General features: G+C 68.7%; 21 protein-coding genes. 12 read left to right on the top strand and 9 right to left on the bottom strand.

Annotated elements, in window-relative coordinates; genetic code table 11:
* The first annotated feature begins 21 nt into the window (after positions 1-21).
* The 3 genes from cysS (at position 22) to AB0L53_RS38620 (ending at position 5,530) form a co-directional block, all read left to right on the top strand.
* Complete coding sequence (cysS, locus tag AB0L53_RS38610; RefSeq protein ID WP_364005109.1) at positions 22-1,380, top strand: cysteine--tRNA ligase; 1,359 nt, start codon at positions 22-24, stop codon at positions 1,378-1,380.
* A gap of 277 nt (positions 1,381-1,657) precedes the next feature.
* Complete coding sequence (locus AB0L53_RS38615; RefSeq protein ID WP_364005210.1) at positions 1,658-4,333, top strand: penicillin acylase family protein; 2,676 nt, start codon at positions 1,658-1,660, stop codon at positions 4,331-4,333.
* Positions 4,334-4,480: 147 nt separating this feature from the next.
* On the top strand, positions 4,481-5,530 hold the full coding sequence (locus AB0L53_RS38620) for a hypothetical protein (protein ID WP_364005112.1): 1,050 nt from the start codon (positions 4,481-4,483) through the stop codon (positions 5,528-5,530).
* Here the strand turns inward: AB0L53_RS38620 and AB0L53_RS38625 are convergent.
* Positions 5,510-6,448, bottom strand: a complete 939-nt coding sequence (locus AB0L53_RS38625) for an MBL fold metallo-hydrolase (RefSeq protein ID WP_364005114.1) — start codon at positions 6,446-6,448, stop codon at positions 5,510-5,512. The genes AB0L53_RS38620 and AB0L53_RS38625 overlap by 21 nt on opposite strands.
* Positions 6,449-6,575: 127 nt before the next feature.
* Positions 6,576-7,007, bottom strand: a complete 432-nt coding sequence (locus tag AB0L53_RS38630; RefSeq protein WP_357944194.1) for a hypothetical protein — start codon at positions 7,005-7,007, stop codon at positions 6,576-6,578.
* Between the two features lie 75 nt (positions 7,008-7,082).
* On the opposite strand from AB0L53_RS38630, the gene AB0L53_RS38635 reads away from it, so the two are divergent.
* The 4 genes from AB0L53_RS38635 to AB0L53_RS38650 all read left to right on the top strand — a co-directional run bounded on the left by AB0L53_RS38635 (position 7,083) and on the right by AB0L53_RS38650 (position 9,677).
* On the top strand, positions 7,083-8,084 hold the full coding sequence (locus AB0L53_RS38635) for a hypothetical protein (RefSeq protein WP_364005119.1): 1,002 nt from the start codon (positions 7,083-7,085) through the stop codon (positions 8,082-8,084).
* 366 nt (positions 8,085-8,450) lie between these two features.
* Entirely contained in the window at positions 8,451-8,927 is a 477-nt protein-coding gene (locus AB0L53_RS38640) for a hypothetical protein (protein WP_364005122.1), read from the top strand.
* 98 nt (positions 8,928-9,025) lie between these two features.
* Positions 9,026-9,259 (top strand): hypothetical protein, encoded by a 234-nt coding sequence (locus AB0L53_RS38645; protein WP_364005125.1) that lies wholly within the window; start codon positions 9,026-9,028, stop codon positions 9,257-9,259.
* Positions 9,249-9,677, top strand: a complete 429-nt coding sequence (locus AB0L53_RS38650) for a transposase (protein ID WP_364005127.1) — start codon at positions 9,249-9,251, stop codon at positions 9,675-9,677. The genes AB0L53_RS38645 and AB0L53_RS38650 overlap by 11 nt, the downstream gene beginning before the upstream one ends.
* Here the strand turns inward: AB0L53_RS38650 and AB0L53_RS38655 are convergent.
* The 3 genes from AB0L53_RS38655 to mshB form a co-directional block, all read right to left on the bottom strand.
* Positions 9,660-10,175 (bottom strand): flavin reductase family protein, encoded by a 516-nt coding sequence (locus AB0L53_RS38655; protein ID WP_364005130.1) that lies wholly within the window; start codon positions 10,173-10,175, stop codon positions 9,660-9,662. The genes AB0L53_RS38650 and AB0L53_RS38655 overlap by 18 nt on opposite strands.
* 18 nt (positions 10,176-10,193) lie before the next feature.
* Positions 10,194-10,631 carry a DUF6113 family protein gene (locus AB0L53_RS38660; protein WP_357944186.1) on the bottom strand — a complete coding sequence of 146 codons (438 nt, stop codon included), beginning with the start codon at positions 10,629-10,631 and terminating at the stop codon, positions 10,194-10,196.
* Between the two features lie 104 nt (positions 10,632-10,735).
* Entirely contained in the window at positions 10,736-11,641 is a 906-nt protein-coding gene (mshB, locus tag AB0L53_RS38665; RefSeq protein WP_364005134.1) for an N-acetyl-1-D-myo-inositol-2-amino-2-deoxy-alpha-D-glucopyranoside deacetylase, read from the bottom strand.
* Between the two features lie 29 nt (positions 11,642-11,670).
* On the opposite strand from mshB, the gene AB0L53_RS38670 reads away from it, so the two are divergent.
* Together AB0L53_RS38670 and AB0L53_RS38675 are read left to right on the top strand one after the other, a co-directional pair.
* A complete protein-coding gene (locus AB0L53_RS38670; protein WP_364005137.1) occupies positions 11,671-13,737 on the top strand; it encodes a DPP IV N-terminal domain-containing protein in 2,067 nt (688 codons plus the stop codon).
* A gap of 188 nt (positions 13,738-13,925) precedes the next feature.
* On the top strand, positions 13,926-15,314 hold the full coding sequence (locus AB0L53_RS38675; RefSeq protein WP_364005140.1) for an alpha/beta fold hydrolase: 1,389 nt from the start codon (positions 13,926-13,928) through the stop codon (positions 15,312-15,314).
* A gap of 98 nt (positions 15,315-15,412) precedes the next feature.
* Here the strand turns inward: AB0L53_RS38675 and AB0L53_RS38680 are convergent, their stop codons facing one another.
* Positions 15,413-17,212, bottom strand: a complete 1,800-nt coding sequence (locus AB0L53_RS38680; protein WP_364005143.1) for an ABC transporter ATP-binding protein — start codon at positions 17,210-17,212, stop codon at positions 15,413-15,415.
* 2 nt (positions 17,213-17,214) lie between these two features.
* On the bottom strand, positions 17,215-18,903 hold the full coding sequence (locus tag AB0L53_RS38685) for an ABC transporter ATP-binding protein (protein ID WP_364005146.1): 1,689 nt from the start codon (positions 18,901-18,903) through the stop codon (positions 17,215-17,217).
* A 583-nt stretch (positions 18,904-19,486) separates the two neighbouring features.
* Here AB0L53_RS38685 and AB0L53_RS38690 point away from each other — a divergent pair.
* Positions 19,487-20,113 (top strand): phosphotransferase, encoded by a 627-nt coding sequence (locus tag AB0L53_RS38690; RefSeq protein ID WP_364005148.1) that lies wholly within the window; start codon positions 19,487-19,489, stop codon positions 20,111-20,113.
* Between the two features lie 133 nt (positions 20,114-20,246).
* On the opposite strand, the gene AB0L53_RS38695 is transcribed toward AB0L53_RS38690, so the two are convergent.
* Together AB0L53_RS38695 and AB0L53_RS38700 are read right to left on the bottom strand one after the other, a co-directional pair.
* A complete protein-coding gene (locus tag AB0L53_RS38695; RefSeq protein WP_364005151.1) occupies positions 20,247-20,753 on the bottom strand; it encodes a GNAT family N-acetyltransferase in 507 nt (168 codons plus the stop codon).
* A gap of 214 nt (positions 20,754-20,967) precedes the next feature.
* Positions 20,968-21,801, bottom strand: coding sequence for a class I SAM-dependent methyltransferase (locus AB0L53_RS38700; RefSeq protein WP_364005154.1), 834 nt, complete (start codon positions 21,799-21,801; stop codon positions 20,968-20,970).
* A 165-nt stretch (positions 21,802-21,966) separates the two neighbouring features.
* Here AB0L53_RS38700 and AB0L53_RS38705 point away from each other — a divergent pair, with 165 nt between their 5' ends.
* Positions 21,967-22,764: a class I SAM-dependent methyltransferase gene (locus AB0L53_RS38705; RefSeq protein WP_364005157.1), complete on the top strand. Its 798-nt coding sequence runs from the start codon at positions 21,967-21,969 to the stop codon at positions 22,762-22,764.
* Positions 22,765-22,865: 101 nt separating this feature from the next.
* Positions 22,866-23,588 (top strand): methyltransferase domain-containing protein, encoded by a 723-nt coding sequence (locus tag AB0L53_RS38710; RefSeq protein ID WP_364005160.1) that lies wholly within the window; start codon positions 22,866-22,868, stop codon positions 23,586-23,588.
* Positions 23,589-23,640 lie beyond the last annotated feature (52 nt).

Raw genomic sequence — 23,640 nt, forward strand, 5'->3', positions numbered from 1 at the left:
GCCGGGGGCTAGGCTCGGGGGATGTTGCGGATCTACGACACGCGCGCCAGGCAGGTCGAGGAGATCGCCCCCGCCCGCGCCATGCGCATGTACTCCTGCGGGCCGACGGTCTATCGCCACGCGCATGTCGGCAACCTGCGCTCCCAGCTGCTGTCCGACCTGATCCGGCGGGTCCTGGAGCGGCAGCGGGTCCGCATGGTGGTCTGCCAGAACATCACCGACGTAGGCCATCTGGCCGACGACTCGGAGGCCGGCGAGGACAAGGTGCTCATGCGGGCGCGGGCCGAGGGCCGCTCGCCGCGTGACCTGGCCCGCTACTACGAGGACGCCTTCAAGCGGGACACCGCCGCCTTGAACATGCGGCCGCCTGAGCACATGCCCCGCGCGAGCGAGACGATCGACCTGATGATCGAGCTGATCGCCAAGCTGATCGAGCGGGGACACGCGTACGCGCTGCCGGACGGAGCGGTGTACTTCGACGCCACGTCCTTCCCCACTTACGGCGAAATTTCCGGCAACCGCCTCAACTCCCTCCGTCCCGACGCCACCGACCCCCACAAGCGCTTCCACGCCGACTGGGCCCTCTGGAAGCCCTCCGACGGCGAACTGTCCTGGGAGGCCCCCTGGGGCCGCGGCTTCCCCGGCTGGCACATCGAGTGCTCGGCCATGTCGCTGCACTTCCTCGGCGAGCGCATCGACCTCCACACCGCCGGCATCGACCTGCGCTTCCCCCACCACGAGGACGAGCGGGCCCAGTCGAACGCGGCCGCCGGCCACGAGGTGGTGCGTCATTGGGTGCACGGGGAGCATCTGCTGTTCGACGGGCGGAAGATGGCCAAGTCCACCGGGAACGTGGTGCTCCTGTCCGACGTGACCGAGGCGGGCCTCGATCCGCTGGCCGTACGCCTGGCGTTCCTGGAACACCGCTACCGGCAGCAGCTCAACCTCACCTGGGACACCCTGCACGCGGCCGACAGGACCGTACGGCGGTGGCGGACACGGGTGGCGGAGTGGTCGGAGTCGCCCAGCGCGCCGATGGCGGCCGACTACGTGCGGCGGGCCGAGTCGGCCTTCGACGACGACCTCGACACGCCGGCCGCGCTGCGTGCGCTGCGGGAGCTGGAGCGGGACGAGTCGGTGGCGCCGGGGGCGAAGCTGGAGTCGTTCCTGCATCTGGACCAGGTGCTGGGGCTGGACCTGGCCGTCGAGATCGGGCGGTCTCGACAGCCGGCGTTGCCGCCGGGGGCGGCGGAGCTGCTGGCCGAACGGGCGCGGGCTCGGGAGGCGGGGGATTGGGCGGCTTCGGACCGACTGCGGGAGTCCCTTGTGAGCATGGGTGTCCGGGTTTCCGATACGCCTTCCGGACAGGTGTGGGATTGACGTGCTCCTCGCCCTGAAGAGGCGAGGATTCCCGTGTTGCTTACGCAGCGGTCAGGATGCTTGATGCTTCACTGACCCGCCTACCGGCAAGTCTCCACGTCTTGTCCCCGCCCGTCCGGCGCCGTTGCCCCTGGCTGGCCGTCCCATGTGCTGGAACCCCGTAGGCGCCGGTGTTTCAGGAGGGGCTCGTGGGGCGGGAGTAGTGATCGTGGGCTGTCAGACTTGAGGGGCTGCGCGAGAGATGGAGGTCTTCGTGAGGTTGCGGCCCTACGCCTGGATGCCCTGGCCGTTCCGGTGGGTGGCGCGGGCATTGACCGTGGTCCTCGTCCTCGCGCTGGTGCTCGCCGGGGTGCTCGTGTACACAGTGCGACGGTCGTTCCCTCAGGTGGACGGAGCCGTGCGGCTACCCGGTTTAACCGGGAATGTGGAGATTTATCGCGATAAAGCGGGAATTCCACAGATCTACGCGGACACGGCCGAGGATCTGTTCATGGCTCAGGGGTTCGTCCACGCGCAGGACCGGTTCTGGGAGATGGACTTCCGGCGGCACGTGACCTCAGGGCGGCTGTCGGAGCTGTTCGGCAAGGCGACGCTCGACAACGACAAGGCCATCCGGACCATGGGCTGGCGCAAGGTGGCCGAGCAGGAGCTGCCCGAGCTGGGCGAAAGTACCCGCCGCTACCTCGACGCGTACGCCAAGGGCGTCAACGCCTGGCTCCAGGCCAACCCCAATGCCTCCGACCGGAGCCTCGAATACTCGGTGCTCAAGGTGCAGAACGGGTCCTACAAGCCCGAGCCGTGGACCGCGCTCGACTCCGTCGCCTGGCTCAAGGCCATGGCCTGGGACCTGCGTTCCAACATGGAAGACGAGATCGACCGCGCCCTGGCGCTTACCAAGCTGCCTCGGGCCCGGGTTGAGCAGCTTTACCCGGATTACCCGTACGACAGCCATATGCCGATCGTCACCCAGGGCACGATCGCCGACGACCGCTTCGACCAGCGCGACCGTCTGCCCGCACGCGACACCTCCATGCGCGGCACCACAACGGACGGCACCACTCCACGCGGCACCACAACGGACGGCACCACCCCACGCGGCACCACTCCACGCGGCACTACTCCGCATGGCACCACGACACGCAAGACCACGCCACGCGGCACCACGCCACGCGGCACCACGCCGCAGGAGGCCACGACACCAGGCCAGGGCGCGGCCAGGGCGCTCGCCCAGGCCGCGAAGGCGCTCGACGCGGTGCCCGGCACGATGAGCGCCGCGGACCGCGAGGGCATCGGGTCGAATTCGTGGGTGGTCTCCGGCGAGCACACGGCCAGCGGCAAGCCCTTGCTGGCGAACGATCCGCACCTGTCGGCGCAGATGCCGTCCGTCTGGTACCAGGTCGGGCTGCACTGCCGGAAGATCACGGAATCCTGCGCGTACGACGTGACCGGATTCAGCTTCTCCGGCGTTCCCGGCGTGATCATCGGCCACAACGGCAAGATCGCCTGGGGCTTCACCAATCTGGGCCCCGACGTGGCCGACCTGTTCCTGGAGCGGGTCAAGGGCGACACGTACCTGTACAAGGGCGAGTCGGTGAAGCTGGAGACCCGGCAGGAAGAGATCAAGGTGGCCGGCGGCGCCACGGTCTCACTGAACGTCAGGAGCACCCGGCACGGCCCACTGATCAACGAGGTGATGGGCGACGTCAAACCGAGCGACGGCGCGAACGCCGTGGCCCTCCAGTGGACCGCCCTGACGCCCGGCACCACGGTCGACGCGATCTTCGCGCTGAACTCGGCCACCGACTGGCAGGAGTTCCGCGCCGCGGCCGCGCTCTTCGACGTGCCGGCGCAGAACCTGGTGTACGCCGACACCGAGGGCCACATCGGCTACCAGGCGCCCGGCCGAATCCCCGTACGCCAGAAGGGCGACGGCACATGGCCGGTGCCCGGCTGGACCGGCGAGTACGACTGGCGCACCGCCCCCATCCCCTACGACCAGCTGCCCTCCATGGAGGACCCCTCCGACGGCTACATCGTGACGGCCAACAACGCCGTCATCGACCCCAGGCAGTACCGGCCGCTGCTGACCAAGGACTGGGCGTACGGCTATCGCTCCCAGCGCATCATCGACCGGCTCAACCAGGAGATCGCGAAGGGCAAGGTCGACGCCACGACCATGTCCAAGATCCAGCAGGACACCCAGAACGGCCTGGCCAAGACCCTGGTCCCCGCCCTGATGCGAGTGCCTCTGGCGGGTCCGGCCGTACAGGCCAGGCAGTTGCTGAAGGACTGGGACGGCTCACAGGGCGTCGACTCGGCTCCTGCGGCGTACTTCAACGCGGTCTGGCGGCAGTTGCTCAAGCTGACGTTCGACGACGACCTGCCCGCCGGTGCCAGGCCAAACGGCGGCGACCGCTGGTACGAGGTGGTCAAGCGACTGCTCGACACCCCCGACGACCCGTACTGGGATGACACCACGACCAAGGGCCGTACCGAGACCCGCGACGACATCGTCCAGCAGGCACTGGCCTCGGCCTACCAGGAGGTGTCCGACCGACTCGGCACGGACGTCACGGCCTGGCGCTGGGGCGACCTGCACCAGCTGACGCTCACCAACGGCTCACTCGGCACATCGGGTATAGCGCCCATCGAGGCACTCTTCAACCGGGGCCCGTTCGAGGTGCCGGGCAGCAAGGACGCCCCGAACGCCACCGGCTGGAACGCGCAGCGCGACTACGCGGTGACTTCGGTGCCGTCAATGCGGATGATCGTCGATCTGGGCGATCTGGACAAGTCTGGATGGATCAACCTGACGGGGGTTTCGGGGCACGCGTTCCACGACAACTACTGGGACCAGGCACCGCTGTGGGCGAAGGGACAATTGCTCCCGATGTCCTCAAAACCGGCAACCGTCAAGAAGGCCGCCGTCCACACCTTGCGCCTCACTCCCTGACCTTTGCCCTTTGCGCCCTGATCTGGTGGGGCGCTCCCTAACCTCTGTGCCTCATCCCCTGACCTGGCCGCTACGACCACAGCCGTATGCGGAATCAAGACCCTGGGCTGACGCCCGCGCCCCCTCCTCCACGTCACCATGGCGAACATGACTCGCCTCTGGTACCTGATCGGACTGCTCCTGATCGTCTCCGGGCTCGTCCACCTGGGCGTGCTCGTGGTCGACGGTGGCCCGTGGGACGGCCCTGTGTCGTGGCGCAAACCGTTCACGTTCGGGGTCTCGTTCGGGTTGAGCGTGCTTTCGCTCACCTGGGTGTCACAGTTCATCCAGCTACGCAGGCGCAACGTCCTCCTGGGCGTCTTCGCCGTGGCCTCGGTCGTGGAGGTCGCGCTCATCAGCGTGCAGGCGTGGCGCGGCGTGCCCTCGCACTTCAACATGTCCACCGACGTGGACTCGCTCATCGCCAGAACACTGGCCGCCGGCGGCTTCACCCTGATCGCCGTAGCAATCTTCATGACCATCTCCGCCTTCCGCCCATCTCACCCGGATACCGGCGAGCCACCTAGCACAGGTCACGGCGGCTCCCCCACCACGGGTCTCACTGAGCCCAGCACAGGTCTCGGCGGGTCGCCCGGCACGGATCTCACCGAATCCAGCACGGATCCCGGCGGATCTCTCATCGTGCGGTTGGCCGGGTCGGCTGGCGTGCGTTTGGCCGGATCGCCCAGAACGGGTCTGGCCGGATCACCCAGCATGCGTCTGGCCGTCCAGGCCGGGTTCGGCACGTTCCTGGCGGCGATGGCCTTCGGGGGCATCATGATCGCCCGCGGAGTGTTCGAGGCCATGACCGGCTCCCAGCAGCTCGCCTACACGGTGGCCGGCTCGCTCAAACCCGCCCACGCCATCCTCATGCACGGTGTGCTGCTCCTGCCCGCCCTGGCCTGGCTCCTCTTGCGCACCCAGCCGTCCGAGCAGACCCGCCTGCGCGTCGTACGGCTGGCGATCTGGACGTACATCACCGTCTCCGCGATCGTCTCGGCCCTGGCCCTCTTCGGCATCACCATCGTCAGCCCGTCAACCGCCTCGGTGCTCTGCGCGGGCGCGATCTCAGGCCTGGCCATCGGCGCCCTGACTCTGGGCACGCTCCTCCGCCCGCAGACGCGCAGCCCACACACGTCAGGAGACGAAGGAGCGTGACTCCCCGATCGCCAGATCCCACAGACCCTCTCGTGGCAAGCTCTGGGCGCGCCAGGCGGACCGTGCGGCCTCGATCGGCGCCAGCAGCGGCTCCCCCGACAGCACGAACGTGCCCCAGTGCATGGTGGCCATCCGCCGCGCCCCGACGTCCAGACACCCCCGCACCGCCTCCTCGGGGTTGACATGCGCGGCCTTCATGAACGAGTGCGGCTCATACGCCCCCACCGGCATGAGCGCCAGATCCAGCCCACCGAACCTGTCCCCGATCTGCGCCAGCCGGTCTCCATAGCCGGTGTCGCCCGCGAAGTAGACCGAGCCGTCGATCACCCACCCACCCCAAAGCGTCTTACACGTGTCCCAGACGGTCCGCCGACTCCAGTGGTGGGCGGGTACGAAGTCGAACGTGACGCCGCCAATCGACGTGGACTCCCACCAGTCCAGCTCCGTCACCTGGGTGAAGCCGCGTCGGTCGAACCAGGGCTTCAGCCGGGCTGGCACGAGGATCGGCGTGTCCCTCGGCACCTTGCGCATGGTGGGCGCGTCCAGGTGGTCGTAGTGGTTGTGGCTGATCACCACGGCGTCGATCCTCGGCAGGTCGCTCCAGGCGACACCCGGAGGCGTCAGCCGCTGCCGTACACCGGGAATCCTGCGCGACCACACCGGATCGGTCAGGATCGTTAACCCTCTGATCTGCAGGACGAATGTGGAGTGACCCACCCAGGTGACCATGGTCTCGCCGGTGGCGGCCCGAGGAAGACCGCCGTTGCGCAGCACCGGAATCTGGTCGGCGTCACCGATGTCCGGACGGAACGCGCCGTGCCAGGTGACGCTCAGCAGCTCACGAAACTCGGGGAGGGGGGCGGTGAGGCGGTCCTTGAAGCTGTCCGGCCAGTGCGGAACCTCGATCGTCTGCGTCATACGCGTCGCTCTGCCCTACGTAGCGGATCAGTCACCCAGACCAATCGTGACCTGCGCCCCTTCCCCATCAGAGGGGTACACGGATCACCCCAATCGCCCCAGCCCCGCCCCACCAGAGGCGCGCGGCTCACCCCAACCGATCCCGGCCCCCACCCCTTCTCCACCAGAGGGGTGCGCGTGGGTATCCGCCGTCGTCAAGTCCGGCCAGCCGTTCGAAGACGTTGTACGAGGCCTGGTGCCCGCAGACCACTACGGACACGAGCATGGCCACCAAGTAGAGCGGGAGCATCGGCAGGCCGACGCACCAGGCCCACTGGGTGGCGTGCCGGCCCTCGTGCCGGATGAGCTGGTCTTCCAGCGAGTCTCGCCTGGTCAGGACGACATTTCCGACGGTGAAGGCCCCCGCGATGGGGAAGCGGTAGCGGTAGCCGAACGCGAGGACGAGGCCGTTGGGCCCACTCTGCCGCGTGGCACCGCCTACGACGGAGATCAGCAGACCGAGCGGGGTGGAGAGGTTGACGTAGTTCACCGCCCGCCGGAACCGATAGCGCCTGTTCATGCGTTTCAGCCTTGACCAATCTTGACAAGACGGAATAATGATCCGCGTCCTGAAATCTCCCCCAAGAGCAGGATTATGAGATTCACCATCGTGGGCGCGCTGGTCGGCACCATGGCCTTGGCCGGAGTCGGCGGAGTCGCGATCACCCAGACGTCAGCGTCCGATCCCCTCAATTCCACTGGCCCTCCTCTCCGCGTAGAGGTGGCGTTACCCGCCGCCGCCCCGACGACGACCCCCACCCCTAAAGTCGGGAAGTACACCGCGAAGACGAAGGTCGTCAAGAAGAAGGGCGTCTCGTATCTGGATGTCTCCATCAAGTACGACGGAGCGGCCAGGTTCAGCGTGAAACAGAAGGTCTGCAAGGCCAAGTCGTGCAAGACGACGGCCACCGACCTCCCCGTGACCACCGGCGCCGGCCAGACGAGCAAGAAGATCGGCAAGGGTAGCTACAAGGTCAAGGGCAAACCCGGCATCAAGGTCAAGGTCCTACCCTGGCCCACTCGCACCGTGACAGCCACCCCAACGGCGACGGCCACGGCGACGATCACCGGCACCCCTGGCACCAGCGATTCGGCAACCAATACGGCGACCGCGGCAGTGACCGAAACTGCCACGGCGACCACCACGGTCACCCAGCAGGCCACGGCCACGGTAACTGAAGCCGCCCCAGCGGCCACCGTCACCGCCACGGTCACCTTCACCTGCCAACCCAACACCGCAGAACCGTTGGCCCCCACCGAAACCCCAACAAACCCAGAAACCCCAACAAACTCGGCAATCCCGACAACCTCGGCAACTCCAGAACCCACCCCGACTCCGACCCCGTCGGTCACGGCGTCGAACACGGTTTCCGAGACAGTGCCCGAAACAGTGCCCGAGACGGCGTCGAACACAGCGTCCGTGACGGCCACCGAGACGGCGACATCGACCGAGTCCGCTGCAGACCCGGTCCCCACGTGCCCGCCAGCGGCGGAAACGCTGTCGGCGACCCCCACGGCGGAAACACCGATGCCCACGGACACGGCGGCCGAAGCACCGGCGCCAACGGACACAACCCCAGCTCCCGAGGCCCAATAGTCCCGACCCGCCGACCCGGCTGCCCCTCCGGCGCCGGGTCGGCGGTCACACAGGGCGCACGGACACAGACCTGGCTATAAACGGGCCAACCAGCCGAAGATGCTCGGATAATACATGCCTAAGTCACAGGTCAATCCCGTGATCACAGATGGACCGATGTTCCCCTTGGACAGTCCCAGCCAGGCATAGCGGGTGGGGCCCCACCGAGCCAGCCGTAAAGGATGCTCATCTGAATGGTGACGCGGAGACTCGGTCCTTCAGAACCGGGAGGAAGCGCCACCCCTCCTTTCGAAAACAGAATGGAAAGGCTAGGTCACGTTCGGTAATGTGTGCGGTGAGTGAGGACGCTGTGACAGGAGGTGCTCGATGGCGATCCGCCGCTCCGCCACCAAACGCAACGGCCTGCCCACGATCGTGCAACTGCGGCTCACACCCACCCCGGCCCAGGCCGACGCGCTGGCTGCGGCGGTGCTGTTGTGTAATCAGGCGGCCACCGTCGTGTCCCGCTTGGCCTGGCAGCATCGCGTGTTCGCTGTGGTGGAGTTGCAGCGGCTGGCCTACTACGAGGTGCGGGCGCAGGTGGCCGGGCTGGGCGCACAGGCGGCTGTGCGGGCGATCGCCCGGGTCGCCGGCGCCTACGCCAACCGGCGCGCTGGCAAGAAACGCGCTCATATCTTCCGGCCGCAGGGCGCCGTCCCTTACGACGCCCGGTTGATGAGCTTCAACCGTGACGCCCGCACGGTGTCGCTGTGGACCCCCACCGGCCGCGTCAGCGTGCCCTACACCAGTCGGCCCGAAGATCTCAAGGCCATGGATGCGCTGCCGAGGGGGAGGCCGACCTGATCTGCCGGCGCGGGGTGTGGCTGCTGCAGGTCGCCGTCACCCTGCCCAAGCCAGCGGTGGGTGACCCGGTTCATGGCTTTGTGGGGGTGGATCAAGGGGTGGCGAACCTGGCGGTCACCTCCGACCGGGTGGTGCTGCCCGGCCCTGCCCTCCCCGGCCCGATCGGCGGCAACGGCCACGTCCGCACTCTGCGGGAGCGGCGGCATCGCCAACGCCGACGCCTGCAGAAGAAGGGGACCTCGGCGGCGCGGCGAGTGCTGCGCCGCCTGTCCGGCCGTGAACACCGGATGATGACCGACCTCAACCACCAAATCAGCACGTTTGTGGCGTGAAGCCGAACGCACCGGCCGTGGGGTCGCCCTGGAGGATCTGCAGGGCATCCGCGGCCGGGTAAGGGCTCATCGGTTCCAGCGGCGCACCCTGCACAACTGGGCCTTCGCCCAGCAGATCACCCTCACCCGCTACAAAGCCGCCCGCGCCGGGATCGCCTTCCTGCTGGTCGACCCCGCCTACACCTCCCAGACCTGCCCGGAATGCGGGCACATCAGCCGGGCGAACCGGCCGGCACGGGGCCGGTTCGTCTGCAAAAGGTGCGGCCTCGCTGGGCACGCCGACCACATCGCAGCCCGCAACATCGCCACCCGCGGCATAGCGGGCTGGGCTGCCATCAACCAGCCACACGCTACCGGCCTCCCCTCAGCCAGACGGGACCGCGAGAGCGAACCACCAGCTTCAGTCGGTGGTAGTTGATAACGTCTTGTAGCGGCCCTGATGGTAAAGCAGCGGACGGTCGTCAGCGCGGGCACCGAGCGCGGTAACCCCACCCACCACGATCGAGTGGTCGCCGCCCTCATGGACGGAGGTCGTCCGGGCCTCCAGCGTCGCCACGGCGTCGGTGAAGAGCGCCACGCCCGATTCGCCACGATGGTGCGCCCAGCGTTCCAGTTGCCCGTCGAGCTCCCGCCCCCGATGCGCGAAGAACCGCGACGCGTCCTCCATGGAGGCCGGCAGCACCGACACCCCCCACACACCCGCCTCCATCACGGCGTCGTGGAAGCGGGCCACCTTCTCCGCGCAGAACAGTACGAGCAGCGGGTCCAGTGACACGGACGTGAACGAGTTCACGGTCATCGCGTGATCGATCCCGTCGAGCCTGGTCGTGACGATCGCGACTCCGGTGGCGAATCGGCCGACCACCTTGCGGTAGATGTCCCGATCGATGTGCTGCTCTGTGGAACCATGGGGCACGATCGCTACTTTATGCCTCTAAGTCGGGTTCCTTGGCTGCTGGCCATGCAACAACCAGGAACCGCCGCCCGACGAGGGCGCCAGCCAGAAGGCCACGACCACCGCCGCCATGCCCCCGTAGAGGTAGACGAACCCGGCTGGGCCGTTACCGGAGATCACCAGGTCCCCCTGCGACAGCTTGAGCGAGAACGGCATGGACACCAGCAGCCACCCGAGCGCCGTCACCGACACCCCGAGGCGCGAACCCATGAGCTTGCCCGCCCCGAAACAGACGCCGAAGAGCGCGAGCAGCCAGCCGATCGCCGAGCCCGGGATCATCCCGACGAACGGGACAGGACCGACGTGCCAAATCGCCTGCGTGAACCCGCCCACGATGCCCATGACCAGCCCCAACACGAACAGCATGCCGTAGGCGGCCCCACCCAACGCCGACTCGGCCTGGCTGCGTTGCTCCATGAAGAACGAGGTTAGTGGATGCCTGCGAAGAGATCATTCGCGAGGTCAGTGACCGCCCGCCAAGAGACCGTCCGCGAGGCCAGAAACCAGATCATCCGCGACGGTCAGTGGATGCCCGCGAAGAGATCGTTCTCGCGGTTGTGCGGCGCTCCCATCCCGCCCGCCTCGATCGGCGCGCCGGGCATCGCGTGGCCGGGCGCGCCGAGCGCCAGGATGTAGTGCTCGACGCCCTGCGCCTCCTGGCCGATGTTGTTCGAGAGCGCGAACCACGGGTCGTCCACACTGATCTGCGTGGCGTGCGCGCGCATGGCGTCCAGCTTGTTGCCGACCCACGGCCGCGCGTCGATCTCCGTGGTGATCACCTCGTCGGGGCTGGCGAACGGCATGTCGTCGACGTCCTCGACGAGGAAGTCGACGTCGGCCGCGCGCAGCGCCTCGGCCGTACGGCGCATCACCGACCTGGCGACGGCCGTGTGGTAGAACTTCGTGATCCGCCACGGCGCACCCTCGCCGAAGCGTGGGTCGGCGGCGAGTTCGTACGCCCGCCGCGAAACGCGATGTGCCTGAATATGGTCGGGATGCCCATAGAACCCGTTGTCGTCATAAGTGACCAGGACCTGGGGCCGTACCTCGCGGATGACCTTGACCAGCTCCCCCGCCGCCTCGTCGAGGTCGGCCTGCCAGAACGCGTTGGGCCGGTCGTTGGAGGCGACGCCCATCATGCCCGAATCGCGCCAACGGCCCGGCGCGCCCAGGAAGCGGTGGTCCTCGACGCCGAGCGCCTTGCAGGCCATCGCGAGTTCGGCGATGCGGTGCGTGCCCAGCGTGTCGTCGCGGTCGGCGGCCAGGTGGGCGAGCTCCGGGGGGATGACCTCCCCCTCCTCGCCGAGCGTGCAGGTCACGAGCGTGACGTGCGCGCCTTCCGCCGCGTACTTGGCCATCGTCGCGCCGGTGCCGATCGACTCGTCATCGGGGTGGGCGTGCACCAGCAGCAGCCGTCGGTCAGTCATGCGTTCGAGCGTACTGGCAGGATTAGGGCATGAGTGAGAGCTTCCCGCGCCTGTCGGCCAGGACCCGCAGGTTCACCCTCGGAGTGCCCAGGGGCTTCACGATCTCCCCCGACGGCGGCAAAGTCGTGTTCTTGCGTACGAAGTCCGGCACCGACCCGGTGACGTGCCTGTGGGAACTCGACACCGAGACTCACGTCGAGCGCCTCGTGATCGACCCGCGTACGCTCGACGCCGACGACGGCGACCTCCCGCCCGAGGAGCGCGCCCGGCGCGAGCGCAGCCGCGAGCAGGCGGGCGGCGTGGTCGGCTACAGCACCGACTCCTCGGTGACCAGGGCCGCCTTCGCGCTGGCCGGCGGCCTGTACGTCACCGACCTGCCCAACGGCGACACCCGGCGGCTGGAGACGCCGGGCGCGGTCATCGACCCGCGCATCTCCCCCGACGGCCAGCGGGTCGCGTACGTCAGCGGGGGTGCCCTACGGGTGCACACCCTCGCGACAGGTGACGACCACGCCCTCGCGGAGCCCGAGTCGCCGACCGTCACGTACGGCCTGGCCGAGTTCATCGCCGCCGAGGAGATGGACCGGATGCGCGGCCATTGGTGGTCGCCGTCGAGCGACGCGCTCCTGGTCGAACGGGCCGACGAGGCTCCGGTTCACACCTGGCACATCGCCGACCCGGCCAACCCGGACCGGCCCGCGACGGCCCAGCGCTATCCGGCCGCCGGCACGCCCAACGCGGTGACCCAGTTGTTCGTGCTCGGAGTCGACGGGTCGCGCGTGGCGGTGCCGTACGAGGACGAATACCTCACGACGGCCGCCTGGAGCTCCCATGCGCTGTCGATCGTGACCATGTCGCGTGATCAGAAGAGCCTGCGTCTGTTCGCGGTCGATCCGGCGACCGGCGTGTCCACGCTGGTCCGCGAGGACACCGATCCGGCCTGGGTCGACGTCGTCGCCGGCGTGCCCGCCCACCTCGACGACGGCTCGCTGGTCTGGGTGGCCGCCGCCGACGGCGGCAATCGCCTGTTCGTGGGGGACCGCGCCGTCACTCCGCCCACCCTGCAAGTACGCGCGGTGCTCGACGTCGACCACGACAGCGTGCTGTTCAGCGCGAGCGGCGACCCCACCGAGATCCAGTTGTGGACCTGGGACGGCCGCTCGCTGCTGCCCGTGTCGACCCGGTCCGGCGTGTTCTCTGGGCGGATGTCCGGCGGCGTGGGCGTACTGACCGAGCAGAGCCTCGACGCCGAGGGCGTGTCCACCACGGTCGTACGGCGTGACGGCATGGCCATCCCGATCCCCTCGCTGGCCGAGCGCCCCGGCCTCGACCTGCGGGTCTCACTCGGCCGCTCCGGCCGCCGCGACCTCTCCACCGCCGTGGTACTGCCCTCCTGGCACGAGCAGGGCTCGCGGAAGCTACCGGTCCTGATGGATCCGTACGGCGGGCCGCACGCGCAGCGGGTGCTCAACCGTCGCGGCGGCTACCTGGAGAGCCAGTGGTTCGCCGAGCAGGGCTTCGCCGTCATCGTGGCCGACGGCCGCGGCACCCCGGGCAGGGGCCCCGCCTTCGAACGCGCCGTACTCAACGACCTGGCCACGCCCCCGCTAGAGGACCAGATCGACGCCCTGCAGGGGGTGGCTGAGCAATACCCCGATGACCTCGACCTGACGAAGGTGGCCATCAGGGGCTGGTCGTTCGGCGGCTTCCTGGCGGCACTGGCCGTGCTGCGCCGGCCCGACGTGTTCCACGCCGCGGTGGCGGGGGCGCCGGTGACGGACTGGCGGTTGTACGACACGTGTTACACCGAGCGGTACCTGGGGCATCCGGACGAGCAGGCGGACGTGTACGACAACTCCTCGCTGTTCGGCGATGCGGCCAAGCTGGAGCGGCCGCTGCTGCTGATCCACGGTCTGGCCGACGACAACGTCGTGGCCGCGCACACGCTTCGCCTGTCGTCGGCGCTGCTGGCGGCGGGGCGGCAGCATAGTGTGCTCCCGCTGTCGGGGGTCACCCATATGACGCCGCAGGAGGTCGTGGCGGAGAACTTGCTGCTGCTGCAGGTGGAGTTCCTGAAGAGGTCCTTGGGCGTGTGACCGCCTGGGGCGGGCCGTGGCCCGGCTTCCTGCGCTGTAGGTGACACTCGTCGGTCGACCACTCGGGGTGGGCCGCGTCGCAGGTGTCATCAGCCCGTGGCATGACATGCCACGGGCTGATTCGCCTCCCCCCAGACCAGCCCCTGGTCCGATGTGCCCGGAACCCCCGCTGCGGGATCGTCGTGCGCATGCTCAAGCACATCTCCCTCTCCATCGCCATCGCCCTCCTCGGCTCCGGCGTCCAGTCCCAGCAGGCGGCCACCCTCGACTGGTCCGCCTGCCCCAACGACAAAGTTGGGATGACCTGCGCCGACCTCCAGGTCCCCGCCGACTGGCAGAAACCCGACGGCCGCAAGATCACCCTCAAGCTGGGCCGGTTGAAGGCCACCGGCACTTCTTCCGAAGGGTTGGTCCTGGTGGCCTACGGCGGCCCCGGTGGCCCCGGCATCGCCTTGACCCAGACCTACGCGGACCTCTGGGCCAAGCTGCGCGAACGGATGGACGTCATCACCTGGGACACCCGCGGCTACGGCACGCAGTTCAGCGGCCTCAGCACCGGGCTGGCCTGCACCTGGACCCGAATCCCGCTGCCCGACTTCCCCAAAGACGACGCCGACTTCGGACGGCTCTCCGACACCAACCGCGGCTACGCGGAAGCCTGCCGCAACAAGGACCCCGAGCTGTTCGCCAACATGAGCTCGGCCGACCACGCCAGAGACATGGAGGCCATCAGAAAGGCCCTGGGCGACGGCAAGCTCAACTTCTACGGCGCCTCTTACGCCGGGATCTACGCGCAGGACTACGCCCGGCTCTTCCCCGGCCAGGTGCGCACCATGGTGCTCGACGGCACGATCAGCCACAGCGGCACCGACTGGACCACCGACATGGTCAACATGGCCAAGGACAACGAGACGTCCTTCAACCGCTTCTTCACCTGGTGCGCCGGTGCCGGCAAGTGCCGAGAGCTGTCCGCCCAGTGGCGCGGCCTGGTCGCCAAGGCCGACCGCTCCCCGGTTCCGGCCAAGTCTGCAGGAATCGCCTATACGGGGGGCGACCTGCAATCCCTCGCCATGGGGTTCGCCCACCAGGGTCCCGACAGCTATCCCAAGCTGGCGGAGGCCCTCCGTAAGGCCGTACGCGGCGACGCTTCCGGCTTCGTCCCCGCCCGCGGCTCCCGCTACCCCGACCAGTCGACCGGCGTCACCGAATGCACCGACTGGCCGCGCGCCGCCGGCCGCGCCGAGCTCGACAAGACGATCGCCCGACTCCGCAAGATCGCCCCCAACGCGGGCGCGGCCAACACTTTGGCGACGGGCACGCTCGGCTGCATCGGCTGGCCGGTATCAGTGACCAACCCGCCAGCGCCCCTCCCCAAGGGCCTGCCGCCGATGCTGGGCGCTGGTGCCTGGCGCGAGTCCGACGCGGTCGCCCGGATTCTCACGCAGGTGCCAGGCAGCGCCACCATCCGCCATGAGGGCCCAGGACACACACTCTTCGCCTTCAACGAGTGCGCCCGCAATCACATGTTCCGCTACTTGACGGACCGCACCTTGCCGTCCTCTGAAGCGAAGTGCTGACCACCCCCGGAAGCCGACTCATCGACCCCCAAAGGCCGCCCATCGAGAGCCAACGACCGGTGGCCGGTCACCCAGAGTCGGTGGCCAGGAGTCGGCGGTCAGGAGTGCTGTGCCAGCCACTCTGCCGACTCCTCCGTTGCGAGGGAGCGGGTGGTGGCCGGGGTCCCGTGCCAGCTACTCCACAGAGCCGCGTACGAACCGCCCTCCGCCACCAGCTCATCGTGCGACCCGAGCTCGCTGATCCGTCCGTCCTCGACCACCGCCACCCGGTCCGCGTCGTGCGCCGTGTAGAGGCGGTGGGCGATGGCGATCACCGTGCGACCGTCGAGCACCGCCGCCAGCGACCGCTCCAGGTGCCGGGCGGCTCGGGGGTCGATGAGCGAGGTGGCCTCGTCCAGCACCAGCGTGTGCGGGTCCGCCAGCACCAGGCGGGCCAGCGCCAGCTGCTGGGCGTGGGCAGGAGAGACGGCCAGCCCGCCGGACCCGACGACCGTGTCGAGTCCGTCGGGCAGGGCGAGCACCCAGTCGAGCGAATCGACCGCCGCGAGAGCCGCGCGCACAGCGGTGTCGTCGGCTTCCGGACGGGCGATCAGCAGGTTGTCACGGAGTGTGCCCTTGAAGACGTGGTGCTCCTGGGTGACCAGCGCGACGTGGCCGCGCAGGTCGTCGAGGGGCAGGTCGACCAAGGGCACACCGCCCACCGACACCGCGCCCGTACGCGGGCCGTGGATGCCCGCCAGCAGCCTGCCGAGCGTCGACTTGCCCGCGCCGGAAGGGCCGACCATGGCCAGCCGCTCCCCCGGCCGGACGGTCAGCGACACGCCGTGCAGCACGTCGCGGCCCTCGCGGTAGGCGTAGCGGACGTCGTCGGCCTCCATCAGTTCGCCCGCGGGCCGCGCGGTGGAGGCGGCCCGGTCGTCGGGTACGTTCGCCACGCCGAGCAGCCGGGCCATGGCGGCCCCGCCCACCTGCAACTCCTCGATCCACATCAGAAACCGGTCGAGCGGGTCGATGAGCTGCTGCGCGTACAGGGTGGCGGCGGTGACCTGAGCCAGCGACACCCAGCCGTTGGTGTAGAACAAGCCGCCGATGAACAGGGTCGAGACGACCGGGATCACATAGCCCAGCTCGACGGCGGGATACCAGATCGTGCGCAGCCACAGCGTGTAGCGTTCGGCGGCGAACGAGCCGCGGATGTCGTTCGCGGTCCGCGCCTCCCGCCGCCGCTGGAGGCCGAGCGCCTCTACGGCCCTGGCGCCTTCGACGGTCTCGGCCAGTCCCTCGGTCATGTCGGCGTAGGCGGCGTTCTCGCGCAGATAGCCGTCGCGGGCGCGGTTGAGGTACCAGCGGGTGGAGATCCAGAGCAGCGGCACCGCGATCAGCATCGGCAGCATGAGCAGCGGGCTGACCAGCACCATCGCGCCCACGGTGATCGTGAAAGTGACGATCGCGATCAGCGTCTCGGGCACGGCGTGCCGGACGGTCTGGGAGAGGGAGTCGACGTCGCGGGAGGTTCTGGTGATCAGGTCGCCGGAGCCGGCCCGCTCCACCGTCGACAGCGGCAGGCCGAGCACCCGGTCGACGAACTCCTCACGCAGCTCGGCGAGGACCTTCTCGCCGAGCTTGGCCGAGGCGAGCACCGCGTAACGCACCAGAGCGCCCTGCCCGAACAGGAACGCGCCGATACCGACGGCGAAGAGCAGCACGTTGACATGGCCGCCATCCTGGACGTTCTGCACCAGATTGCCGAGCTGCCAGGGCACGGCCAGGCCCACGATCGCCGCGAACCCGTGCAGGGCCAGCACGACGGTGAGCTGACGCGGATACTTGAGCGTCAGCCGCCTGGCGTAGGCGCGCACCTGTCTCTGGTCGGCGACCGGCAGAATCTCGCGGGCCATCGTCAGTCCTCCCCTCTCGTCACGGTCGCGGCGTATTCCGGCGAGGTCGCCAGCAGGTCGCGGTGCGTGCCTTCGGCGAGCACCCTGCCGTTCTCGACGTAGATCACGTGGTCGGTGCGGTCGAGCACCAGCGGGCTGGTCGTGCATACCAGCGTGGTCTTGCCGACGCGGGCCTTGGCCAGCCGCTCGCCGATGCGGGCCTCGCTGTGGGCGTCGACGGCGCTGGTCGGCTCGACCAGGATGAGCACCTCCGGATCAGCCAGCAATGCCCTGACCAGCCGGAGCCGCTGCTGCTGCCCGCCGGAGAACTCCCGGCCCGCCTCGGCCACCAGAGCGTCGAGCCCGTCGGGCAGGGCCTCGATGATGTCCTCGGCACAGGCGGCATACAGCGCCTGCTCCACCCGCTCGCCAGAAGAGTCGCCGCGGACGTCCAGCTCGTCGCGGAGCCTGCCGGTGAACAGGCGGGCGCCGTTGTCGGCGACCAGGATGCGCGTACGGATCTCGGCCATCGGCAGCGTCGCCAGGTCGACCCCGCCGAAGGTGACGTCGCCGTCCGCGTAGCGGCCGAGCCGGTCGGCGATGGCGATGGTGTCCTCCGGCAGAGCGGCCGCGATCGCGGTCATGACGCCCGGCTGGACGGTGACGCCGCTGTAGGAGTCGCGCAGCACGCCGCCTTCACTGGTGCCGGTGCCCCCTGACACCTCGGGCTCGATGGACAGAATGCGCACCACGCGGCGGGCGGCGACATGGCCCTTGGTCAGTTTGTCGGCGACCTCGGTGAGCGTACGCATCGGGCCGATCAGGAAGACCGCGTAACCGTAGAAGGCGACGAGCTGGCCGGCGGAGATCTCGCCGCCGATCGCGAACGAGGCGCCTATCCCGGTGACGACCGCGATGAGCACTCCGGGCAGCAGGATCTGCGCGCCTTCGAGCAGCGATTCGACCTTGGACACGTTGACGCCCGCAGCCCTTACACGCTGGGACTCCTCGCGGTAGCGGGCGGCGAACACCTGCTCGCCACCGATGCCGCGCAGCACCCGCAGGCCCGCCACGATGTCGGCCGACCTGGTGGACAGCTCGCCCATCAGGTCGCGCTGGGTCTTCTGACGTCTGTGCAGCGGCTTGAGCAGAGGCCCGATCGCGACGGCCATCAGCGGCACGCCGAACATCACCAGCAGCCCCAACGGCAGCGAAGTGGAGATGAGGATCACGGTGACCGCGATGATCGCCACGACGGAGCCGGTGCCACGCGGCAGGATCTCCATCGAGTTGCCGATGTGGGAGATATCGGAGTTGCCGACGCTGACGACCTCGCCGGTCGAGACCCGCTTGGGCAGCGTGGCACCGAGCCGCGCGGCCTGCCTGGTGGTCACTTGTACGGTGCGGTAGGCGGCGGCCAGCCAGTTGTAGACCGCCATCCGGTGCCGCATGATCCCGGTGAACGCCTGCAGCACGCCGATCACGAGCATGATCGCCGACCAGGTCAGCAGCGCGTCGGTGTCCTTGGCCGTGACGGCGTCGATGCCCTTGCCGAGCACAGCGGGGACCAGCGCCTGCAACAGCCACCAGGCGGTGGCGAAGCCGATGCCACCCAGCAATGCCGGGGCCTGGGCACGCGCGTTCCACCACAGGTACCGGAGCGGGCTGCGGATGTCGGGCATGCCGAAATCGGCTTCTGGAAGGGATCGCATAGCTCATCAAGGTTGACAAGGCGCCGGCTGACCCGGCAAACCATTTTTCCGACTCGGACACCGCGACGATGCTGATCGCCCAGGTCCACCGGTTTCCGGCCTGAGCACCGCAACGGTACTCACCGACCAGATCAACCGGTCCGTTGTCTTGGCGGACGGCTGCACGTGTACGACCTGCCCGCGGTGAACCGCACCGACCTGGATCGCCGGCCCCCGCCAGATCGGTGTTCCGCCAAGGCACCCCCAGCCAAGGCCGTCTGACGGAGGCGCTCCGTCGGAGGCGGTCCGGCGGCCGATCATCCGGGCGGACGCCTGCCGCCGATCACCCGGGCGGACGGCTGCGGCCGGATTGTCCTTGCACCCGGCCACGAGCGCGGAGCAGGGAGCACGCAGCGGGGACACGCCGAAGCGCTTTACAGGACGCATGTTCGCATCGGGCTGACACATCGTCGTGCTTTTGCCGTTCAGCCGCCCGGTGCCTGCGGTTTCCCTACCATCCTACCGCCGACCCGGTCTTACACCGTGTATCGAGGCTGGCTCAGGTGATTCCGGGGATCTTCCCGGTACGCCAGAATCGATCCCTGTGAAGCACGGGTACACCAACAGCACGGTCGGCGACGACACATGGGTCGTCAAGTGTTACGAAGGTCCTGACGCGGCGATCCGTCTCAAGACCGAGAGCAGGTTCCTGCGCCGACTGCGCGGGCGGCTGCCTGTGCCCGCCGTACACCGGGTGACCCCGACGAGCGTGACCACTCGCTACGTACGCGGGGCGCACGGTCAGGACCTGCTCGACGAGGGCCGCGTGACCGAGGTCCTCGCCGGGTGCGGGAAGACGCTCGCCCGCATCCACCAGCTGGGGATCGTGCACGGCGACTACGGGCCGCAGAACCTGCTGTTCGACCCGGCCACGTTCGAGACGGCGGCGATCCTCGACTGGGAGTGGGCGCACCCGGGCGAGCCGATCGAGGACCTCGCGTGGTGCGAGTGGATCGTGCGGATGCACCACCCGGAGCACGTACCACTCCTGGCGTCCTTCTTCGACGCGTACGGCGGCCCGGTGCCGCCCTGGCCGGACCGTCACGCGGCCATGGTGGCGCGCTGCCGTGCCCTGCTCGACTTCACCGGCCGGTGGGAGCCGGGCGGCGACGGCGAGAAACTGTGGCGCGAGCGCCTCGACGTCACCGCCTCCTGGACCGACGCGGCCTGACGCCGATACGGGCGGACCTCAGAGCGGCGGGCGACCGATCAGCGCGATCACGGTCTCCAGTCGTTATCACCGCTTCCTGAGCCAGCGCAGCCTGACGCCGATGCAGGCGGGCACCAGAGCGGCGGGCGACCGATCAGAGCAGTCGCAGTCGCCAGTCGTTGCAGCGCATCGGATGACCCACCGGGTACTCGAAGTCGACCTCCCCGACGAAGGTGAACCCGGCCTTGCGGCAGATCGCGTTGGACGCCGGATGTTCCACCGATGGGTAGGCGTGCAGGTGCCGGTGCCTGCCCTCCGCCCGAGCCTTGGTCGCGATGGCAATGGCGGCAGCCGTCGCGATGCCCCGCCCCTGAAACTCCGGCAAGATCCCCCAGCCCGTCTCATAAACGGTCTCACCCTGCCATTCGCGCTCCCAGAAGCCGATCGAGCCGACCGTCTCCAGCTCAGGCTCGACGACCACGCTGAACATGGCGCCCAGTCCCGGATCATCCAGCTTGAGGTAGCGCTCGTGCCGCCCGACCACCTCTTCCTCGGTCTCGGGACCGCCCAGGTGCTCGGTCATCTCAGGAGCGTTGAGGCGGCGCAGCAACCCAAGGTCGCCCTGCGACCAGGGCTCAAGTCGGACAAAAGGTATCTCCATCCCGCGGATGGTACTCAACGAGTCCGACAATGACCGCGCGAATCTTGCGACGTCCGGACCCATCTTGCGAATAACCGATCACCTCCGCCGACGGGAGCGTTGAAGACGCCCCGGCGGCCGAAGAAGGTCTCGAACATCTGTGGTCGGGACGTCGAGGTGGGGCTACAGCGCTGGCCGACAACCCGCGGGCGCGACGGTTGCGAGCGATTCGGGATCACATCGTTGGGGCGGCCGGACCCGCCGCTGGAGGAGGTGCACTACCGGCTGAGGCGCGCAGGGAGTACATGAGCGGAACCCTGGGCGCGCCCTCCGGCAGGCGGTAGCCAGTGTGGTCGCCGGACATCGTGGCGAAGCGGCGGAAGAGCGTGTGGTCGTACTCGTGCAGGAACTCCACACGCAGGCCCGCCGCCGCCACCGCGCTGACGACGTCGCCGATGCTGTGCTGGAACTGCACGGAGGTGTGGGACTCGATCAGCCGGCCACCGGTGTAGGTGTACGGTTCCTCCCAGACGTGCGGACCCCGGTCGAAGTAGTCGTAGGCGATCGTCGTGCCGGTCTCCTCATCAAGGACTTGGGGAAAGGGGTGGAATTCCGAGAGATAGAGGAATCCGCCCGGTTCCAGCAGCGCGGCGACCGCCTCCGCCCAGCGGGTGAGTTCAGGCAGCCACACCAGGGCACCGAGGCCGGTGTAGACGATGTCGTAGGTCTCGCCGAGCGCCTCGACCGCGTCGTACACGTCGGCGGTGACGAACCTCGCCGGCAGGCCGCAGTCGGCGGCGATGGCCCTGGCCTGCTCGATGGCGGCGTCGGAGAAGTCGAGCCCGGTCACCTCGGCGCCGAGCCTGGCCCAGGAGAGCGTGTCCAGGCCGAGGTGGCACTGCAGGTGCACCAAGCGGCGGCCGGACACGTCGCCGACCTCCGCGACCTCGAAGGGTCTCAGGACGCTCCGGCCGTGGGCCTTGAAACCGTCAACATCGTAGAAGTCGCTGTCGACATGGATCGGGACCCGTGCGTTCCAGTTGGCCCGGTTGGTCGTCAGGTAGTCCATGACGCCCGAGCGTAAGCAGGAACGCGGTCGCGGCGCCTCCCATTAAGTCGGGTTAAGTCGGGCCTACCGCCGCCACCTCCGAATGCGGAAGGGTAGCAACGCGGCGTTCGATCAGAGCTGGGTGCATCGATGACAGCAGTGTCGCCGCGCTGTCAGGATTGGAGAATGTCCCGCGATCTTCGGCTGCGAGCCACCTTCGACAGCGCAGCTGACTCCTATCAGGACGCCCGCCCCGACTACCCGGCCGAGCTGTATTCCGACCTGCTGGCGATCACGGCGATCACGCCACCCGCGCACCTGCTCGAAGTCGGATGCGGTCCGGGGAAAGCCACGCTGCCATTGGCACGGATGGGCTTCCGGATCACCGCGGTCGAACTCGGCGATGCCCTGGCGGCGGAGGCACGGCGCCGCCTCGCCGAATTCGCCGACGTTTCCGTGATCGCATCGTCTTTCGAAGACTGGGAGCCGCCGACAGGGGCCCGCTTCGATCTCGCGTACGCGGCCACGGCGTGGAAATGGGTGGACCCAGAGGTCAAGTACGCGAAAGCAGCCGAGCTGCTCGCCCCGGGCGGCCATTTGGCCGTGTGGAACGCCGACCACGCGTTCCCGGCAGATTTCGACCCGTTCTTCACCGAAATCCAGAAGGTCTATGACGAGATCGGCGAAGGTGATGGCAGCCCGTGGCCGCCGCCACCGCCGGAGAACCGGCCCGACCCCATCGCCACCGAGTTCGATGCCTCCGGACACTTCACAGTGGTCGGAACAAGACTCTACGTATGGGCTTTGCGCTACACGGTAGACGAATACATCGCGCTGCTCGACACGTTCTCCGGCCACATCGCCATGGAGCCGGCCAAACGGGAACACCTCTACCGTGAGATACGCCGCCTCCTCGCCGCACGCCCGGACGGACGACTCCTCCGCCACTGGTCGGTCGGCCTCACCATCGGCCAACGCCTATGACCTGGAGGCAGCCGCAACGCCCATGACCTGAAGACGCCCGTGCACCGGATCTTGACACGCTCTCCCCGGAAACCGCACACCGACCTGCTTGGCTCATGGTCATGACGACCATCGCGTACCTGGACCAACTCGCCGCCAGCGCCCCCGGCCGCGCGTACAAGCGGGACCTGCTGACCATGATGGAGCTGCGGCCCGGCCAGACCGTGCTCGACATAGGCTGCGGCCCCGGCACCGACCTGGCCGACCTCTCCGACGGCGTGACCTCTTCGGGTACGGTGATCGGCCTCGACCACGACCCGGCCATGGCGGACCAGGCCCGGCTACGGCTGGCCGACCGTACCAACGTGGAGATCCGCGTCGGCGACGCCCACACGATGCCACTCGACGACGGCACCGTCGACCGGGCGCGTACGGACCGGACGCTGCAGCACGTGCCCGACCCGGGGCGGGTGCTGGCGGAGTTCCGCCGCGTGGCCCGGCCGGGCGCCACCATCGCCATGGCCGAACCCGACTGGCACGGCCTGCTGATCGACTCACCGGCCGGCCCGGGCCTCGTCCGATACATCACCACAGAGGTGATCAGGAACCCGGCCATCGGACGGAGCCTCGCCCGCCTCGCCGAACAGGCCGGACTGTCCGTACGGACGGCGACGGTGTTCAGCCCGGTGATCCGGGACCTGGAGACGGCCGAGCGGCTCTTCGGCCTGCGCCGCACCCGCTCCAGGGCTGTGCACGCGGGCTACCTGGACGACTCCACCGACCTCGGCTCCGGGCCCTTCCTGGTCAGTTGCACGTTGTTCATGGTGGTGGCCGACGCACCTTGACGGCGCCAACGCCTGGCAGCCCGGCCGGCCGGCACGGGCGGGCCGTACAAAA

The organism is Nonomuraea sp. NPDC052129 (assembly GCF_040680095.1).
Taxonomy (GTDB): Bacteria; Actinomycetota; Actinomycetes; order Streptosporangiales; family Streptosporangiaceae; genus Nonomuraea.

Bases quoted from the DNA above. Each gene is read 5' to 3' on its own strand.
- AB0L53_RS38675 (WP_364005140.1), top strand. From the start codon at position 13,926: ATGCTCAAGCACATCTCCCTCTCCATCGCCATCGCCCTCCTCGGCTCC.
- AB0L53_RS38635 (WP_364005119.1), top strand. From the start codon at position 7,083: ATGAGATTCACCATCGTGGGCGCGCTGGTCGGCACCATGGCCTTGGCC.
- AB0L53_RS38695 (WP_364005151.1), bottom strand. From the start codon at position 20,753: ATGGAGATACCTTTTGTCCGACTTGAGCCCTGGTCGCAGGGCGACCTT.
- AB0L53_RS38620 (WP_364005112.1), top strand. From the start codon at position 4,481: ATGACTCGCCTCTGGTACCTGATCGGACTGCTCCTGATCGTCTCCGGG.
- AB0L53_RS38660 (WP_357944186.1), bottom strand. From the start codon at position 10,631: ATGGAGCAACGCAGCCAGGCCGAGTCGGCGTTGGGTGGGGCCGCCTAC.
- AB0L53_RS38640 (WP_364005122.1), top strand. From the start codon at position 8,451: ATGGCGATCCGCCGCTCCGCCACCAAACGCAACGGCCTGCCCACGATC.
- mshB (WP_364005134.1), bottom strand. From the start codon at position 11,641: ATGACTGACCGACGGCTGCTGCTGGTGCACGCCCACCCCGATGACGAG.
- AB0L53_RS38710 (WP_364005160.1), top strand. From the start codon at position 22,866: ATGACGACCATCGCGTACCTGGACCAACTCGCCGCCAGCGCCCCCGGC.
- AB0L53_RS38700 (WP_364005154.1), bottom strand. From the start codon at position 21,801: ATGGACTACCTGACGACCAACCGGGCCAACTGGAACGCACGGGTCCCG.
- AB0L53_RS38615 (WP_364005210.1), top strand. From the start codon at position 1,658: ATGCCCTGGCCGTTCCGGTGGGTGGCGCGGGCATTGACCGTGGTCCTC.
- AB0L53_RS38685 (WP_364005146.1), bottom strand. From the start codon at position 18,903: ATGCGATCCCTTCCAGAAGCCGATTTCGGCATGCCCGACATCCGCAGC.
- AB0L53_RS38670 (WP_364005137.1), top strand. From the start codon at position 11,671: ATGAGTGAGAGCTTCCCGCGCCTGTCGGCCAGGACCCGCAGGTTCACC.
- AB0L53_RS38625 (WP_364005114.1), bottom strand. From the start codon at position 6,448: ATGACGCAGACGATCGAGGTTCCGCACTGGCCGGACAGCTTCAAGGAC.
- AB0L53_RS38705 (WP_364005157.1), top strand. From the start codon at position 21,967: ATGTCCCGCGATCTTCGGCTGCGAGCCACCTTCGACAGCGCAGCTGAC.
- AB0L53_RS38630 (WP_357944194.1), bottom strand. From the start codon at position 7,007: ATGAACAGGCGCTATCGGTTCCGGCGGGCGGTGAACTACGTCAACCTC.
- cysS (WP_364005109.1), top strand. From the start codon at position 22: ATGTTGCGGATCTACGACACGCGCGCCAGGCAGGTCGAGGAGATCGCC.
- AB0L53_RS38680 (WP_364005143.1), bottom strand. From the start codon at position 17,212: ATGGCCCGCGAGATTCTGCCGGTCGCCGACCAGAGACAGGTGCGCGCC.